The sequence below is a fragment of the Stutzerimonas chloritidismutans genome (assembly GCF_051486945.1).
Taxonomy (GTDB): domain Bacteria; phylum Pseudomonadota; class Gammaproteobacteria; order Pseudomonadales; family Pseudomonadaceae; genus Stutzerimonas; species Stutzerimonas chloritidismutans_B.
This window is the reverse complement of record NZ_JAHVDX010000004.1, coordinates 476,891-492,180: the sequence shown is the minus strand read 5'-3', so window position 1 is coordinate 492,180 and position 15,290 is coordinate 476,891. Positions and strand designations below refer to the sequence as shown.

The following is a 15,290-nucleotide window of genomic DNA, read 5'->3' as shown; positions in this document are numbered from 1 at the left end:
GGCATGGGCACGCTGGCGATTGTCGGCGGCGGGCTGGTTGGTGCCAGCCTTGCGCTGGCGCTGCAGGCCGGGGCGCGGAATCGTGGATGGAAAATCCTGCTGATCGAGCCGTTCGAGCCAGGCCATGAGTACCAGCCGAGCTACGATGCGCGGTCCACGGCCTTGTCCTACGGCACGCGGCTGATATACCAGCGGCTTGGCGTCTGGGCGCGGATTGCCGAGCGTGCCGAGCCCATCAGTCATATCCATGTGTCCGATCGTGGGCATCCTGGCGCGACCCGGCTCGAAGCGGCGCAAGAGCGCGTACCGGCGCTTGGCTACGTTGTAGAAAACGCCTGGATCGGGCACTGCCTGTGGCAAGCGCTGGATGACCAGGTTGTGGAGCGGCATTGCCCCGCCGAGGTCGAGCACATGCAACCCGTGGCCGATGGCTATCGCCTTGCGCTCAGCGATGGCCGCACGCTCGATTGCGACCTGGCGGTCCTTGCCGACGGCGGTCGCTCAGGCCTACGCGAGCAACTCGGCATCGAGGTGCGCCGTACGCCGTACGGGCAGTGCGGGTTGATCGCGAACGTCACGCCGGGGCAAGCGCATGGCGGTCGCGCATTCGAACGATTCACCGAACATGGGCCGATGGCCCTGTTGCCCGTCCAGGGCAACCGCTGCGCGCTGGTCTGGACGCGCCCGAAGGCCGACGCCGAGCGCCTTGTAGGGCTAGACGACAGGACCTTCCTCGCCGAACTGCAAGATGCGTTCGGCTTCCGGCTTGGCGGGTTTCGTCACGTCGGCACGCGGCATCTTTACCCGCTGACCCTCATCGAAGCGGAGGAGCAGGTCCGGCGCAACCTGGTAGTGCTCGGCAATGCCGCGCACAGCCTGCATCCGATTGCCGGTCAGGGCTACAACTTGTCGCTGCGCGACACAGAGGCGCTGGCCGGGGCGTTGCTCTCCAGCTCATCCGCGCTTGGCGACCTGGCCGTGCTGCAGGCCTACCACCGGCGTCAACGGGCGGACCAGGCGCTTACCGTCGGGTTTTCGGATCGTCTGACGCGTCTGTTCGGCGAGCCCGGTCGGGCCAGTACGCTCGCGCGCAACCTGGGGCTGGTCGCGCTGGACCTTTCACCGACGGGCAAGGGGTGGTTCGCACGCCAGGCGATGGGGCTTGGCGTTCGCGAAGGTTGAATCTCATACCGGCGCGAGCCGGCCACGCAGGAGAGAACGGATGCATACGGACCTCATCATCGTCGGTGCGGGCATGGTCGGCAGCACCCTTGCGCTGGCGCTGCGTGACGCAGGGCTTTCCATCAAACTGATCGATGCCGGCGTGCTAACGTCGCAGCCCTTCGACGCTGATGGCGCCTTCGAACCGCGTGTCAGCGCGCTTTCGGCGGCGAGCCAGAGGATCCTCGAACGGGTGGGAGCCTGGACCGGGATCGTCGAACGGCGTGCCAGCCCCTACCTCGAAATGCGCGTGTGGGATGGCTCCGGCACCGGCCAGATCCATTTTTCTGCCGCCTCCGTACATGCCGAGGTGCTTGGCCACATCGTGGAGAATCGGGTCGTACAGGACGCCCTGCTCGATGCACTCAACGATGGCGCGTCAGTCGAGCTGATCGGTGAGGCGCGGCTGGAACATCTGCAACATGATGCCGAGGGTTGGCAGGTCACGCTGGCCGACGGTTCTCACCATTGTGCCCGACTGCTGGTGGCTGCTGATGGCGCCCAGTCGGCGGTCCGGCGCCTGGCCGGCTGCGAAACCCGCGAGTGGGATTACCTGCATCATGCGATCGTGACCAGCGTGCGCTGCGCCGATTCCAACCAGCGCACCGCCTGGCAGCGCTTTACTGACGAAGGGCCGCTGGCGTTCCTGCCGTTGCAGCGGGGCGATGACGAGCGCTGGTGCTCGATCGTCTGGTCGACCACCGAGCTCGAGGCGCAGCGTTTGATGGCGCTCGACGACGAGGGCTTCCGGAAGGCCTTGGGGCGGGCCTTCGAGCATCGCCTGGGCGACATTCAGCAGGCCGATCCGCGGCTGTGTATCCCGCTGCGCCAGCGCCACGCCAAGCGATACGTCCAGCCGGGGCTGGCCCTGATCGGCGACGCGGCCCATACCATCCATCCGCTTGCGGGGCAGGGCGTAAACCTGGGATTGCTCGACGCAGCCGTGCTGGCCGAGGTGCTGACGGCTGCGGTGGCGCGAGGGGCCGAGCCGAGCGACCTGCGCGTCCTCTCGCGGTTCGAGCGGCGGCGCATGCCGCAGAACCTGGCGATGATGGCGGCGATGGAGGGGTTCGAGCGGCTGTTCCAGGCCGATAGCTTGCCGCTGCGGTGGTTGCGTAACGCCGGGCTGAAGGGTGTCCAGGCGATGCCCGAAGCCAAGGCGCGCTTCGTTCGGCAAGCGCTTGGACTGTCCGGTGATTTGCCGATACTGGCGCGGGTCTGACGCGTGCTGTAACGCCTTGCACGACGTGTCGCATTGAGTTGGCAAATGGGATTCACTACTATTTGGCCTCTTTCGTTCACTCAAGAAGAGGCTGATCCATGCAGGTAAGCAAAGGTTTACTCGCCGCTCTGGCGCTCACTGCGCTGTCCGGCGCCGCTCAGGCTGCCGACGAAGTGGTGGTTTACTCCTCGCGGATCGACGAGCTGATCAAGCCCGTATTTGACGCCTACACAGCCAAGACGGGCGTCGACATCAAGTTCATCACCGACAAGGAAGCGCCGCTGATGGCGCGCATCAAGGCGGAAGGTGCGAACACGCCGGCTGACCTGTTGCTGACCGTCGATGGCGGCAACCTCTGGCAGGCCGAACAGATGGGTATTCTTCAGCCGCTGGACTCGGATGTGGTGAAGAAGAACATCCCCGCGCAATACCGCTCCTCCACTGATGCCTGGACTGGGCTGTCGCTGCGCGCGCGGACCATCGTGTATTCGCCCGAGCGCGTCGAAGAGAGCGAGCTGAGCACCTACGAAGCCCTGGCCGACGAAAACTTCGATGGCCGCCTCTGCCTGCGCACGAGCAAGAAGGTCTACAACCAGTCGCTGACCGCCACGCTCATCGAAACGCATGGCGCCGAGAAGACCGAGGAAATCCTCAAGGGTTGGGTCAACAATCTGGTGACCGACGTCTTCGCTGACGACACCGCGCTGATCCAGGCGGTCGATGCCGGCCAGTGCGACGTCGGTATCGTCAACACCTACTATTTTGGTCGTCTGCACGCGCAAAACCCGGACCTGAAGGCCAAGCTGTTCTGGCCGAATCAGTCCGACCGGGGCGTTCACGTCAACCTGTCCGGCATTGGCCTGACCAAGCACGCACCGCATCCAGACGCCGCGCGCAAACTGGTCGAGTGGATGACGACCCCCGAAGCGCAGAGCATCTTCGCCGACATCAACATGGAGTTCCCGGCCAATCCCGACGTGAAGCCATCTGCCGAAGTGGCCGCATGGGGTGACTTCAAGGCCGACACCATTCCGGTCGAGGTCGCGGGCAAGCGCCAGGCCGAAGCGATCAAGCTGATGGATCGCGCCGGCTGGAACTAAAGGCAGCGACCTGAACGCCTGATCGCAGCCGCACCGCCGGCACGCGACCAGGCCGCTGCGGCTGCGGTTATACTCGACGCCCCCGATTGCTCCGGGGGCGTTGTCATTTCTGCTTTTCCGAGGCCTGCGTGTCCCACCCCGTCGAGCGTCGCTGGTACCCCATCACCCTTTCGGTTGCCGCGCTGGTCCTGCTACCGCTGAGTGTGCTGCTGCTCAGCTGGAGCGATATCGATACCAGCATCTGGTCTCACCTGTGGGATACCCAGCTGCCCAGGCTGCTGGGCAATACGGCGTCATTGATCGTCGGTGTCAGTGCAGGTGTGGTGCTTCTTGGCGTCAGTCTCGCCTGGCTGACCGCTCTCTGCGACTTTCCAGGCCGGCGCTGGCTGGACTGGGCCCTCATGCTGCCCTTCGCGATTCCCGCCTACGTGCTGGCGTTCGTCTTCATCGGGTTGCTGGATTTCGCCGGCCCGGTTCAGACGCTGGCGCGTGAGTGGTTCGGCAGCGGTATCCGGTTCCCCCGCGTCCGGTCGACAGGCGGGGTCATCGTGGTTCTGGTGCTGGTCTTCTATCCTTACGTCTACCTGCTCGCGCGGGCGGCGTTCCTGGCGCAGGGGCGGGGTTTGATGGAGGCGGCGCGGGTGCTCGGTCACTCGCCGTGGCGGGCGTTCTGGAGCGTGGCGCTGCCGATGGCGCGGCCGGCGATTGGCGCCGGGCTGGCGCTGGCGATGATGGAAACCCTGGCGGATTTCGGTGCCGTCTCGGTGTTCAACTTCGATACCTTCACGACGGCCATCTACAAGACCTGGTACGGCTTCTTCAGCCTGACCAGCGCGACCCAGCTGGCCAGCCTTCTGCTGCTCGCCGTGATACTGGTGCTCTACGGCGAGCGTCGGGCCCGTGGTGCGGCCCGTCCGGCCAACGAGCGTGCGCGTTCGGCGCCGCTCTATCAGCTGCGAGGCTTTAAGGCGCTCGGGGCCAGCGTCTGGTGCGGCCTGGTGTTCGGCTGCGCCTTCGTCGTACCGGTGCTACAGCTCTTGGTCTGGCTGTGGCAGCGCGGTCGCTATGACCTTGACGAACGCTACGTCGGGCTGATCCTCCACACGCTGTACCTGGGCGGCCTCGCGGCATTGATCACCGTGGTGGTGGCCTTGCTGCTGGCCTTCGCCCGGCGGCAGGCGCCAGTGCGTTCGGTGCGCGCCGCGGTGGGTTTGGCAAACCTTGGATACGCGCTGCCCGGCTCGGTCCTGGCGGTATCGATCATGCTGGCATTCAGCTACCTCGATCGCGAATGGGTCGTGCCGTTGTCCGCTTGGCTTGGCGGTGCGGGCAAGCCGATCCTGCTGGGTAGCCTTGGCGCGCTGCTGCTTGCGTACCTGATTCGTTTCATGGCGGTCGCCTTTGGGCCGCTGGAGACTGCGCTGGCACGGATCCGGCCGTCCCTGCCGCAGGCCTCGCGCAGCCTGGGCGTTGGCGGGCCGGCGCTGTTCTTCAGGGTCTATTTGCCGCTACTGCTGCCAGGCACGCTGAGTGCCGCGTTGCTGGTATTTGTCGACGTACTCAAGGAAATGCCGGCCACCCTGCTGATGCGGCCCTTCGGCTGGGACACGCTCGCCGTGCGGATTTTCGAAATGACCAGCGAGGGCGAGTGGGCCCGGGCGGCGCTGCCTGCGCTGACGCTGGTCCTGGTCGGGTTGCTGCCGGTAGTGTTGCTCATTCGACGTTCCGCGCGCCGGGCCGGTGGCTAATCGCCTCACCGTGACCTGTCACAACCTTGGGGCTACAATGCGCGCCATTCAAAAAACGCCGGGTAGCATTCTCCGGCTCTAACAAGCATTACCTACGCCGCTTCGGCGACCTGCCCGGAAGGAGAAACCCATGGGTCAGCGTACTCCCCTCTACGATCAGCACCTCGCGCTCGGTGCCAAGATGGTCGACTTCGGCGGTTGGGACATGCCGCTGCACTATGGCTCCCAGGTCGAGGAGCATCATCAGGTGCGGCGCGATTGCGGGGTGTTCGACGTCTCGCACATGACCGTCGTCGATGTGTCCGGCGAACAAGCCAAGGCTTACCTGCAGCGCCTGCTGGCCAATGATGTCGGCCGGCTCGCCGAGGTCGGCAAGGCGCTCTATACCGCCATGCTCAACGAGCAGGGCGGGGTGATCGACGACCTGATCGTCTATCTCACGGACTGGGGCTACCGCCTGGTGGTCAACGCCAGCACCCGTGACAAGGACCTGGCGTGGATGACCCGCCAGGCCGAGGGTTTTGCGGTCGACGTCCGCGAGCGGCCCGATCTGGCGATGCTCGCGATTCAGGGGCCGAATGCCCGCGCCCGTACGGCCGACCTGCTCAATCAGCAACGCGCGGCGCTTATCCAGGAACTCAAACCCTTCCAGGGTCGCGCTGTCGGTGACTGGTTCATCGGCCGCACCGGCTACACGGGCGAGGACGGCCTAGAGATCATTCTGCCTACCGCCGAAGCGCCGGATTTCCTCAGCGAACTGGTCGGTGCCGGCATTTCGCCGATCGGGCTGGGCGCGCGCGATACGCTGCGCCTGGAAGCGGGCCTCAACCTTTACGGTCAGGACATGACCGAAGCCGTATCGCCGCTGCAGGCCAACATGGGCTGGACGGTGGCCTGGGAGCCGGCCGATCGCTCGTTCATCGGCCGCGCCGCACTCGAGGCCGAACGCACGCGCGAGGTGCCCAAGTTGGTTGGGCTGGTGCTGGAGGAGCGTGGCGTCCTACGCGCCCACCAAGTGGTGCGGGTCAATGGCAGCGGTGAAGGTGAGATCACCAGTGGGAGCTTTTCGCCGACGCTGGGCAAGTCCATCGCGCTCGCCCGCGTGCCTGCCGCGACCGGTGATCGTGCCGAAGTGGAAATACGCGGCAAATGGTACCCAGTTCGGGTGGTTCAGCCGACTTTCGTGCGCCACGGCAAAGTCCTGGTGTAAATTCCGCGGAGCGCTTCCTTGCGGTGGGCTGCGAGAGGCCTGCTGCGACTTCAATTCCAACGGTTTCGAGGACATGAACATGAGCGACATCCCAAGCGATCTGCGTTACGCCGCCAGCCACGAATGGGCCCGCCTCGAAGCGGACGGCACCGTCAGCGTCGGCATCTCCGACCATGCTCAGGAAGCGTTGGGCGACGTGGTCTATGTCGAACTCCCTGAGGTCGGGCAGCAGCTCGGCGCCGGCCAGCAGGCGGGCGTGGTCGAGTCGGTGAAGGCAGCGTCCGACATCTATGCGCCGATCTCCGGCGAGGTCGTAGCAATCAACGAACAGCTGACCGATGCACCCGAGAAGGTCAATGGCGAACCTTACGGCAGCTGGTTCTTCCGTGTGCAGCCCAACGACACGGCCGAGCTGGACAAGCTGCTCGACGTTGAGGGCTACAAGGCCGCTTGCAACGCCGACGCCTGATTTTCTGATCCGAGCCCCGCGCCGCTGGTCGAGTTCGCTCACCGGCTCGGCGCCGGGGCTTTCCTTTTTCCGAGAGAGCAGTCATGTCCCAAGTGCCGCGCCTTTCCCAGCTTCAGCAACCCGACGCCTTCCTCCGTCGCCACCTAGGGCCCGATGCGGCTGAGCAACAGGCCATGCTCGACGCGCTGGGATTGTCGAGCCGCGAGCAGCTCATCGAGCAGACCGTACCGCCGGCGATCCGGCTGAACGGCGAGTTGGCACTGCCGCCGGCGCTGGACGAACAAGGTGCGCTGGCCAGGTTGCGCAGCCATGCCGAGCAGAACCAGCTCTGGACCAGCCTGATCGGAATGGGCTACCACGGCACCATCACTCCGACGGTTATCCTGCGTAATGTGCTGGAGAACCCGGGCTGGTACACCGCCTACACGCCCTATCAACCTGAAATTGCCCAGGGCCGTCTCGAGGCGCTGCTGAATTTTCAGCAAATGACCATCGACCTGACCGGGCTGGATTTGGCCAACGCATCGCTGCTCGACGAGGCGACCGCCGCGGCCGAAGCCATGACGCTGGCGCGGCGGGTAGCCAAGAGCAAGAGCAACCGCTTCTTCGCCGATGAAAACTGCCACCCGCAAACGCTCTCGGTCATGAAGACCCGCGCGGAGGCCTTCGGCTTCGAACTGGTGGTCGGTGCCGTCGAGAGCATTGCCGGCGAGGACGTGTTCGGGGCGCTTCTGCAATATCCCGATACCCATGGCGAAATTCGCGACCTGCGCCCGGCCATCGAGCAGCTCCATGCGCGTCAGGCCCTGGCCTGTGTCGCGGCCGACCTGCTCAGCCTCGTGCTGCTGACGCCGCCTGGCGAGCTCGGCGCGGACGTGGTGCTCGGTACGACGCAGCGATTCGGCGTGCCGATGGGCTACGGCGGGCCTCACGCTGCGTATTTCGCCACGCGTGACGAGTTCAAGCGCGCCATGCCGGGGCGAATCATCGGTGTGTCCAAGGATGCGCGTGGCAATACTGCGCTGCGCATGGCGCTGCAAACCCGCGAGCAGCACATCCGTCGCGAGAAGGCCAACTCCAACATCTGCACCGCGCAGGTGCTGCTGGCGAACATTGCCAGCTGCTACGCTGTTTACCACGGGCCGGACGGGCTCAAGCGGATTGCCCAGCGCACCCACCGCTTGACGGCGATCCTTGCCGCGGCGCTGGAGCGCGGCGGCATCAAGCGCATCAACGCCCATTTCTTCGACACGCTGACCCTCGACGTCGGCGGTGCCCAGACGGCGATCCTCGAAAGTGCCCGGGCAGCGCGCATCAATCTGCGCATTCTGGGGCGCGGCAAGCTGGGCGTGAGCCTGGACGAAACCTGCTGTGAGAAGACCGTCGAGCAACTGCTCGCAATCTTCCTCGGTGCCGACCACGGGCTCGACGTTGCAGCACTCGACGCCGGCGAGGTTGGCGATGGCATCCCGCAGGCCCTGGTACGCAGCACCGGTTTCCTCTCGCACCCGGTGTTCAACAGCCATCACAGCGAAACCGAGATGCTGCGGTACCTCAAGCAGCTCGAAAACAAGGATCTGGCCCTGAACCAGGCGATGATCCCGCTGGGCTCCTGCACGATGAAGCTCAACGCAACCAGCGAGATGATCCCGATCACGTGGCCGGAATTCGCCAATCTGCATCCCTTCGCCCCGCTCGAACAGGCACAGGGATACAAGGCCATGATCGACGAGTTGGAAGCCTGGCTGTGCGCGATCACAGGTTTCGATGCGATCTCCATGCAGCCCAACTCCGGCGCCCAGGGCGAATATGCCGGCCTGGTCGCGATCCGCAAGTACCATGAGAGCCGTGGCGAAGGGCAGCGCGACATCTGCCTGATCCCGTCCTCAGCGCATGGCACCAATCCAGCCTCGGCCCAGATGGTCAGCATGCGTGTCGTCATCGTTGAATGCGACAAGGCTGGTAACGTCGACCTGGCGGACCTCAAGCGCAAGGCCGCCGAAGCGGGGGATCGGCTGTCCTGCCTGATGATCACCTATCCGTCTACGCACGGCGTTTACGAGGAAGGCGTGCGCGAGATCTGCGAGACCATCCACGCGCACGGTGGGCAGGTCTATATGGACGGAGCCAACCTCAACGCGCAGGTTGGGCTGGCGCGACCGGCCGACATCGGCGCCGACGTGTCGCACATGAACTTGCACAAGACGTTCTGCATTCCGCACGGCGGTGGCGGCCCGGGCATGGGACCCATTGGCATCAAGGCCCACCTGCAGCCCTTCGTGGCCAATCATCCGGTTATCGAACTGCAAGGCCCTAACCCCGAGAACGGTGCGGTCAGCGCGGCGCCCTGGGGTAGTGCGAGTATTCTGCCGATCAGCTGGATGTACATCGCCATGATGGGCCCGCAGCTGCGGGACGCTACCGAAGTCGCCATCCTGGGTGCCAACTACCTGGCCAAGCGTTTGGGTGATGCCTATCCGGTGCTCTACAGCGGCCGCAATGGCCGCGTCGCGCACGAGTGCATCATCGACTTGCGACCCTTGAAGGCGCAGACGGGGATAACCGAGGAGGACGTCGCCAAGCGTTTGATCGACTATGGCTTCCATGCGCCAACCATGTCGTTCCCAGTCCCTGGCACCTTGATGATCGAGCCGACCGAAAGCGAATCGAAGGCCGAACTTGACCGTTTCGTCGAGGCGATGCTGAGCATTCGGGCCGAGATTGCCAAGGTCGAGAGCGGTGGCTGGCCGGCCGAGGACAACCCATTGGTGCGCGCACCGCATACCCTGGCAGACGTGACTCACCTTTGGGACCGCCCCTACAGCATCGCCGAAGGTGTCACCCCGACTGCCCACACGCGCGCGCACAAATATTGGCCGGCGGTGAACCGGGTGGATAACGTCTTCGGTGACCGCAACCTGTTCTGTGCCTGCGTGCCGGTCGACGCATACAGGGATTGATCTGCTGAGAACGCGCTGGAAACCGGGGGCGGCGAGCCCTCGGTGTGTTCCCAAGCTCGGTAAAAGGATAGAGGCATCATCACGCTGGGTGGTCTGGGCATGATAAGCCCGATATTTCGTTCCCGACAGATATGCCAGGGGCCCCAGAGACCGGCTTGCAGACGGGCGATCCAGCGTTCTCAGCAATCCGCCTCGCACGGCTGCCGGTCAAGATGCTTCGGTTAGAGTGCTACCCGTCCGCGTGAATTGCCGTTACACCTGACCATAGGCTGGCCCGGTTTCGCTGGTCGAGCGTCAGCTGTCGGCCGCGTCGTCGGCTACCGATTCCATCCCTAGCATTTCGGCTAGCGCGAGCTGCGCCTCTTCGACGCCCTGGCGCTTCGGGGCGGAGAACAGCTGGACGCTGACCCCTTCACCCCACCCCTTACGAATGTCACGCTGGATCGCCAGCAGGGCGTTTTTCGCGGCGCCAAACGCGAGCTTATCCGACTTGGTCAGCAGGATATGCAGCGGTAGGTCACTGGCACTCGACCAGTCCAGCATCATGCGGTCGAATTCGGTCAGCGGATGGCGGATGTCCATCATCAGGAACACACCGGCCAGGCTTTCCCGGCTGCTCAGGTACGCTTCCAGGTGGCGCTGCCAGTGCTGCTTGAGGGGAATCGGCACCTTGGCGTAGCCGTAGCCGGGCAGGTCGACCAGGCGATGTTCGTCGTCCAGGCGGAAGAAGTTTAGCAACTGGGTGCGCCCGGGCGTCTTCGAGGTACGCGCAAGGTTGGCGTGTGTCAGTGTGTTCAGCGCGCTGGACTTGCCTGCGTTGGAGCGGCCGGCGAATGCGACCTCCAACCCCTCGTCAGCCGGGCATTGGTCGACCTTGGCGGCGCTGGTCATGAAGGTCGCTTGCTGGCAGAGGCGGAGAATCGGGTTCTTCGGGAGCATGGATATTCCGGTGAGGTGCGCAGGGGTGCGGCAATGGTTCATTTCCGTTTCAAGGCCGCCAGTATATAATGCCGCAGATTTTGTGTGCGCTTTGGTCTTGACACGAACCCCTGCAGCGATCACCTCGGCGCCGCATCCGGCCGGTGGAGGGATCGTTTCGGTCAGTATCGAACCCGTGCGAACCTAACGAGCATGGCCGCAGCCAGCTGGCTGGCCTGCCGAATAAGATCCTTTTAACCCTTTAGCCGTAGTTGGATGAGCTGATGAACAAAGTACTCGTGAGTCTGCTGTTGACCCTTGGCATCACCGGTATGGCCCACGCGGCTGGAGATGCCGAAGCAGGCAAGGAAAAGGTCGCGGTCTGTGGTGCCTGCCACGGTGCCGACGGCAACAGCGCCGCCCCGAACTTCCCGAAGCTCGCGGGTCAGGGCCAAAGCTACCTGTTCAAGCAACTGCAGGACATCAAGGCCGGCAGCTCGCCAACCGCCGAGCCGGGTGTTGGTCGCAAGGTCTTGGAAATGACAGGCATCCTCGATCCCTACAGCGATCAGGACCTTCAAGACATCGCCGCTTACTTCGCAAGCCAGAAGATGACCGTCGGCATGGCCGATCCGGCGCTGGTCGCGCAGGGCGAGAAGCTCTTCCGCGGCGGTAAGGTCGAAGAAGGCATGCCCGCTTGCACTGGCTGCCACTCGCCCAATGGGGCTGGTATCGAGCTCGCCAAGTTCCCGCACCTCGGTGGCCAGCATGCGGCCTACACCGCCAAGCAGCTGACCGATTTCCGCGAAGGTAACCGCACCAACGACGGCGATGCCGCCATCATGCGAACCGTCGCGTCGAAGCTGACCAACAAGGACATCGAAGCCCTGGCCAGCTACATCCAGGGCCTACACTGATCCGCTAGCCGGTCGGCGTACCGAAAGGGCGTTCGAGGCGTGAGCCTTGGCGCCCTTTCGTTGTTTTGGGCCTCGCTATAATCCTGTGTCAAGAGTTTGAAAAGCCGATGAAAGCGCTGGCGAGCCGCAGCGAATTACTGCAGCCTGTTGCGCATTCGGTCAGCCGTTCATAGCCAAGGGAGTCACCATGCGTAAACTCGTTCTCAGCGCCGTTCTCGTCACTGCTAGCCTGTTCGGTCTGCCGGCCAGCGCGGCGGAATTCCAGGCGGGGAAGGAATACGTCGAATTGAAGACGCCGGTGCCCGTCGCCGAGCCCGGCAAGGTCGAAGTGGTCGAGCTGTTCTGGTACGGCTGCCCACACTGTTATCAATTCGAGCCGGTGATCAATCCGTGGGTCGAGCAACTGCCCGAGGACGTCGACTTCAAGCGTATTCCGGCGATGTTCGGCGGCGTGTGGAACCTGCATGGCCAGATGTTCCTGGCGCTCGAGTCGATGGGTGTCGAGCAGAAGGTTCATGATGCGGTGTTCAATGCCTATCACCGCGAGGGCAACAAGCTCGATACACCTGAGAAAATGGCCGAATTCCTGGCCGGCCAGGGCGTCGACGGCGAGGCCTTCCTGAAAGCCTACAACTCCTTCGGTGTGAAGAGCCGCGCTGAGCAGGCCAAGAAGCTTGCCATGGCCTATCAGATCACGGGGGTGCCGGTAATGATCGTCAACGGCAAGTACCGCTTCGATATCGGCTCGGCGGGTGGCCCGCAGCGCGCGTTGGAAGTCGCCGACTTCCTGATCGAAAAAGAACGCACCGCGCAGTAAGCAACGCCATGTTGCGCCGCTGGAGTTCGCCGCGCCTGGCAGGCCCCGGTCAGACCAGGGTCAACTCGCACTGTCTGGACTCCATCGGCCTGCCGTGCGATGGCCGGCTGCGCCTGCTGAGCTTCAATATCCAGGTCGGCATCAGTACCGAGCGTTATCACCATTACCTGACCCGAAGCTGGCAGCACTTCCTGCCTCATCAGGGCAGGGCGCTCAACCTGCAGCGTATCGGCGAGCTGCTGTCCAATTACGATCTGGTCGCCCTGCAGGAGGCTGACGGCGGCAGCATGCGCTCCGGATTCGTCAACCAGGTCGAGCACCTGGCCCAACTCGGCGCTTTTCCCTACTGGTACCAGCAGCTCAATCGCAACCTCGGCCGCTTCGCCCAGCACAGCAACGGCGTGCTCAGCCGGCTGGAGCCTCAGGGGCTGGAGGATCACCCGCTGCCTGGCCCCTCCGGGCGCGGTGCGATCCTTCTGCGTTTCGGTGAAGGTGAGGATGCCCTCGTGGTGGTCGTCATGCACCTCGCGCTCGGCGGCAGCACCAGGACGCGACAACTTGCCTATATTCGCGAGCTGGTCGGGCCTTACCGTCATCAAGTACTCATGGGCGACATGAACACTCATGCCAGCGACCTGCTGGAACATTCGCCCTTGCGCGACCTCGGTTTGCAGGCGCCACAGATTGAGGCGACCTTTCCCAGCTGGCGTCCGCGCCGGTGTTTGGACCATATTCTGCTCAGCCCAAGTTTGACACTCGAGCGCGTCGACGTGCTGGCCCAGGCGAGCTCCGACCATCTGCCCGTCGCCGTGGAGATTCGGCTGCCCGATTCAATGCACGGCGATGCGTTGCCGGTCCCAAGGTAGGCATGAAGTGAACGACGACGCCAAACGTTGGAAGGAAAAGTACCTCAGCTCGCTGGAGCAGCAGGAGCGCCAGGAAAAGCGTTGGGAAACCCGCCTGGATCTGCTGCGACGGAGCCTGGTGCGCAGCAGCTTCGCTGTCGAGGGTGCCGACCCAGCGGTCGAGCAGTGCATGCGCGAGTTGCGCGAGATACTGCGCGATGAGGTGTTGGACGACCGGCTGGCCGCGCTGGTGCCGCGTCTGGAACGGGCCGTGTTGGATACCGAACGGACCAAGCAGGACCGTCTTGGACAATTGACCGGCGCGCTCCATCGCCTGGTCGAGCAATTGCTCGAGCTGCCTCTGCCTGGCGAGATACGCAAACCGCTGAAGAAGTTCGATCGTCAGCTCGACGACCGCGCGGCGCAATCGCGCGAACTGCCGCCGCTGCTGGACGAGCTGGGCCAATTGCAACAACAGGCCTTGGCTGCACAGGATCAGGCCGCGCCGGCGTCGGTGGGCCTGTTCGGCCGGCTCTTTGGCACGCGCAATCAACCGGAAGCCTCATCGGGCGAACCCGCAGGCCAGGCCTCGTCGCCACAGCCGCTGGGGGCGCCGTCCGAGCCCGCGCCGCCCCAGGCGACACTCTCCGGGCCCGAGCCTGAAACGGTCGCATCTGAGGGATCCTGCCCGGCCGTTAACGAACCGGTCGACCTAACGCCCGTCACGCCGGTTGACAGCCCTCTGGAAGACGCCAGCCACGGCGATGATGTGATCTATACGCTGCCTGAAACCCCTGAGCTGGCCTACAGCGCGGTAGCCGAGCGGGTCGAGACCACCCTGTTCAGCCTGCTCGATGGCTTGCAACTGCCGGAGCACCAGCAGCCGCAGGCGCAGGCGCTGCGTGAACGTATCCAGCGCGGTCTGAATTGGTACGAGCTGGTGCCGGTGCTCGATGATCTGGCGCAACTGATGCTGGCGGTGGCGGATCAGGGGCAGCGCGAATTCGAGAACTACCTCAAGCTGCTTAACGAGCGACTGGCGAGCATGCAGCAGAGCCTGAGTTCGGCCCGTGAAGGTCATGCGCAAAGCCAGGAAGCCGCCCAAGCGCTCGATGAGGAGCTGCGCCAGCAGGTTGGTGGCTTGCAGAGCAGCATGCTCGAAGCCAAGGATTTGCCTTCACTGAAACAGGCCGTGCAGGCACGCCTCGACGGGCTGCTGGAGACGGTCGACCTCTACGAGCAGCAACGCGGCGAGCATGAGCAGCGCCTGGCCGAACGGCTCGGCACGTTGGTGGGCCGTGTCGCGAGCCTGGAGGAAGCAGCAGTCGGCATGCAGCAGCACCTCGAAGAGCAGCGTCAGAAGGCCTTGCAGGATCCGCTCACCCAGCTTGCCAACCGGGCGGCCTGGGATGAGCGCCTCGAGCTGGAGTTGGCGCGGCAGCAGCGCTATGGCGGAAATCTGCTGCTCGCGGTGCTCGATGTCGACCACTTCAAGCGCATCAATGACAGCTTCGGTCATCTGGCCGGTGACAGGGTGTTGAAAATCATCGCCAATGAGCTGCGCAAGCGGTTGCGCAAGACCGATTTCATCGCCCGTTTCGGCGGCGAGGAGTTCGCCCTGTTGCTGCCTGAAACGCCGCTGGAAGCTGGGCTGCAGTTGCTCGACAACTTGCGCACCGGCATTCAGGCCTGCCCGTTCCATTTCAAAGGTGCGCGTCTGGAGGTCACGCTGTCGGGCGGTATCGCCGATTTCCGCGAGCGCGACAGTGCCGATGCGGTCTTCGAGCGGGCCGACAAGGCGCTTTACCGTGCCAAAGGCGGCGGGCGCAACCGTATCGAGGCGGGCTGACCAACCGGTCTGGA

At 64.3% G+C, this 15,290-nt stretch carries 12 protein-coding genes; 11 read left to right on the top strand and 1 reads right to left on the bottom strand.

What is annotated here, in order from left to right; genetic code table 11:
• Positions 1–3 precede the first annotated feature (3 nt).
• The 7 genes from ubiH (at position 4) to gcvP (ending at position 9,930) form a co-directional block, all read left to right on the top strand.
• Positions 4–1,182, top strand: a complete 1,179-nt coding sequence (ubiH, locus tag KXR72_RS17610) for a 2-octaprenyl-6-methoxyphenyl hydroxylase (protein ID WP_437422387.1) — start codon at positions 4–6, stop codon at positions 1,180–1,182.
• A 40-nt stretch (positions 1,183–1,222) separates the two neighbouring features.
• Positions 1,223–2,443, top strand: a complete 1,221-nt coding sequence (locus tag KXR72_RS17605) for a 2-octaprenyl-3-methyl-6-methoxy-1,4-benzoquinol hydroxylase (RefSeq protein WP_437422386.1) — start codon at positions 1,223–1,225, stop codon at positions 2,441–2,443.
• A gap of 98 nt (positions 2,444–2,541) precedes the next feature.
• Complete coding sequence (locus tag KXR72_RS17600) at positions 2,542–3,543, top strand: extracellular solute-binding protein (protein ID WP_437422385.1); 1,002 nt, start codon at positions 2,542–2,544, stop codon at positions 3,541–3,543.
• A gap of 128 nt (positions 3,544–3,671) precedes the next feature.
• A complete protein-coding gene (locus KXR72_RS17595; protein WP_437422384.1) occupies positions 3,672–5,291 on the top strand; it encodes an ABC transporter permease in 1,620 nt (539 codons plus the stop codon).
• A 130-nt stretch (positions 5,292–5,421) separates the two neighbouring features.
• The gene (gcvT, locus tag KXR72_RS17590) at positions 5,422–6,501 is read left to right on the top strand and encodes a glycine cleavage system aminomethyltransferase GcvT (RefSeq protein WP_437422383.1); all 1,080 of its coding nucleotides are present in this window, start codon (positions 5,422–5,424) and stop codon (positions 6,499–6,501) included.
• Between the two features lie 79 nt (positions 6,502–6,580).
• Complete coding sequence (gene gcvH / locus KXR72_RS17585; RefSeq protein WP_437422382.1) at positions 6,581–6,970, top strand: glycine cleavage system protein GcvH; 390 nt, start codon at positions 6,581–6,583, stop codon at positions 6,968–6,970.
• Between the two features lie 83 nt (positions 6,971–7,053).
• Positions 7,054–9,930 (top strand): aminomethyl-transferring glycine dehydrogenase, encoded by a 2,877-nt coding sequence (gene gcvP, locus KXR72_RS17580; protein ID WP_437422381.1) that lies wholly within the window; start codon positions 7,054–7,056, stop codon positions 9,928–9,930.
• 294 nt (positions 9,931–10,224) lie between these two features.
• On the opposite strand, the gene yihA is transcribed toward gcvP, so the two are convergent.
• Entirely contained in the window at positions 10,225–10,869 is a 645-nt protein-coding gene (gene yihA, locus KXR72_RS17575; RefSeq protein ID WP_437422380.1) for a ribosome biogenesis GTP-binding protein YihA/YsxC, read from the bottom strand.
• A 263-nt stretch (positions 10,870–11,132) separates the two neighbouring features.
• On the opposite strand from yihA, the gene KXR72_RS17570 reads away from it, so the two are divergent.
• The 4 genes from KXR72_RS17570 (at position 11,133) to KXR72_RS17555 (ending at position 15,276) form a co-directional block, all read left to right on the top strand.
• Positions 11,133–11,765 (top strand): c-type cytochrome, encoded by a 633-nt coding sequence (locus tag KXR72_RS17570; RefSeq protein WP_437422379.1) that lies wholly within the window; start codon positions 11,133–11,135, stop codon positions 11,763–11,765.
• Between the two features lie 187 nt (positions 11,766–11,952).
• Positions 11,953–12,582: a thiol:disulfide interchange protein DsbA/DsbL gene (locus tag KXR72_RS17565; protein WP_437422378.1), complete on the top strand. Its 630-nt coding sequence runs from the start codon at positions 11,953–11,955 to the stop codon at positions 12,580–12,582.
• 11 nt (positions 12,583–12,593) lie between these two features.
• The gene (locus tag KXR72_RS17560; RefSeq protein ID WP_437422517.1) at positions 12,594–13,448 is read left to right on the top strand and encodes an endonuclease/exonuclease/phosphatase family protein; all 855 of its coding nucleotides are present in this window, start codon (positions 12,594–12,596) and stop codon (positions 13,446–13,448) included.
• A gap of 7 nt (positions 13,449–13,455) precedes the next feature.
• The gene (locus KXR72_RS17555; protein WP_437422377.1) at positions 13,456–15,276 is read left to right on the top strand and encodes a diguanylate cyclase; all 1,821 of its coding nucleotides are present in this window, start codon (positions 13,456–13,458) and stop codon (positions 15,274–15,276) included.
• Positions 15,277–15,290 lie beyond the last annotated feature (14 nt).

What these genes read in the sequence shown, in the direction of transcription:
- ubiH (WP_437422387.1), top strand. Translation starts at nt 4, where the DNA reads ATGGGCACGCTGGCGATTGTCGGCGGCGGGCTGGTTGGTGCCAGCCTT.
- KXR72_RS17605 (WP_437422386.1), top strand. Translation starts at nt 1,223, where the DNA reads ATGCATACGGACCTCATCATCGTCGGTGCGGGCATGGTCGGCAGCACC.
- KXR72_RS17600 (WP_437422385.1), top strand. Translation starts at nt 2,542, where the DNA reads ATGCAGGTAAGCAAAGGTTTACTCGCCGCTCTGGCGCTCACTGCGCTG.
- gcvT (WP_437422383.1), top strand. Translation starts at nt 5,422, where the DNA reads ATGGGTCAGCGTACTCCCCTCTACGATCAGCACCTCGCGCTCGGTGCC.
- gcvH (WP_437422382.1), top strand. Translation starts at nt 6,581, where the DNA reads ATGAGCGACATCCCAAGCGATCTGCGTTACGCCGCCAGCCACGAATGG.
- gcvP (WP_437422381.1), top strand. Translation starts at nt 7,054, where the DNA reads ATGTCCCAAGTGCCGCGCCTTTCCCAGCTTCAGCAACCCGACGCCTTC.
- yihA (WP_437422380.1), bottom strand. Translation starts at nt 10,869, where the DNA reads ATGCTCCCGAAGAACCCGATTCTCCGCCTCTGCCAGCAAGCGACCTTC.
- KXR72_RS17570 (WP_437422379.1), top strand. Translation starts at nt 11,133, where the DNA reads ATGAACAAAGTACTCGTGAGTCTGCTGTTGACCCTTGGCATCACCGGT.
- KXR72_RS17565 (WP_437422378.1), top strand. Translation starts at nt 11,953, where the DNA reads ATGCGTAAACTCGTTCTCAGCGCCGTTCTCGTCACTGCTAGCCTGTTC.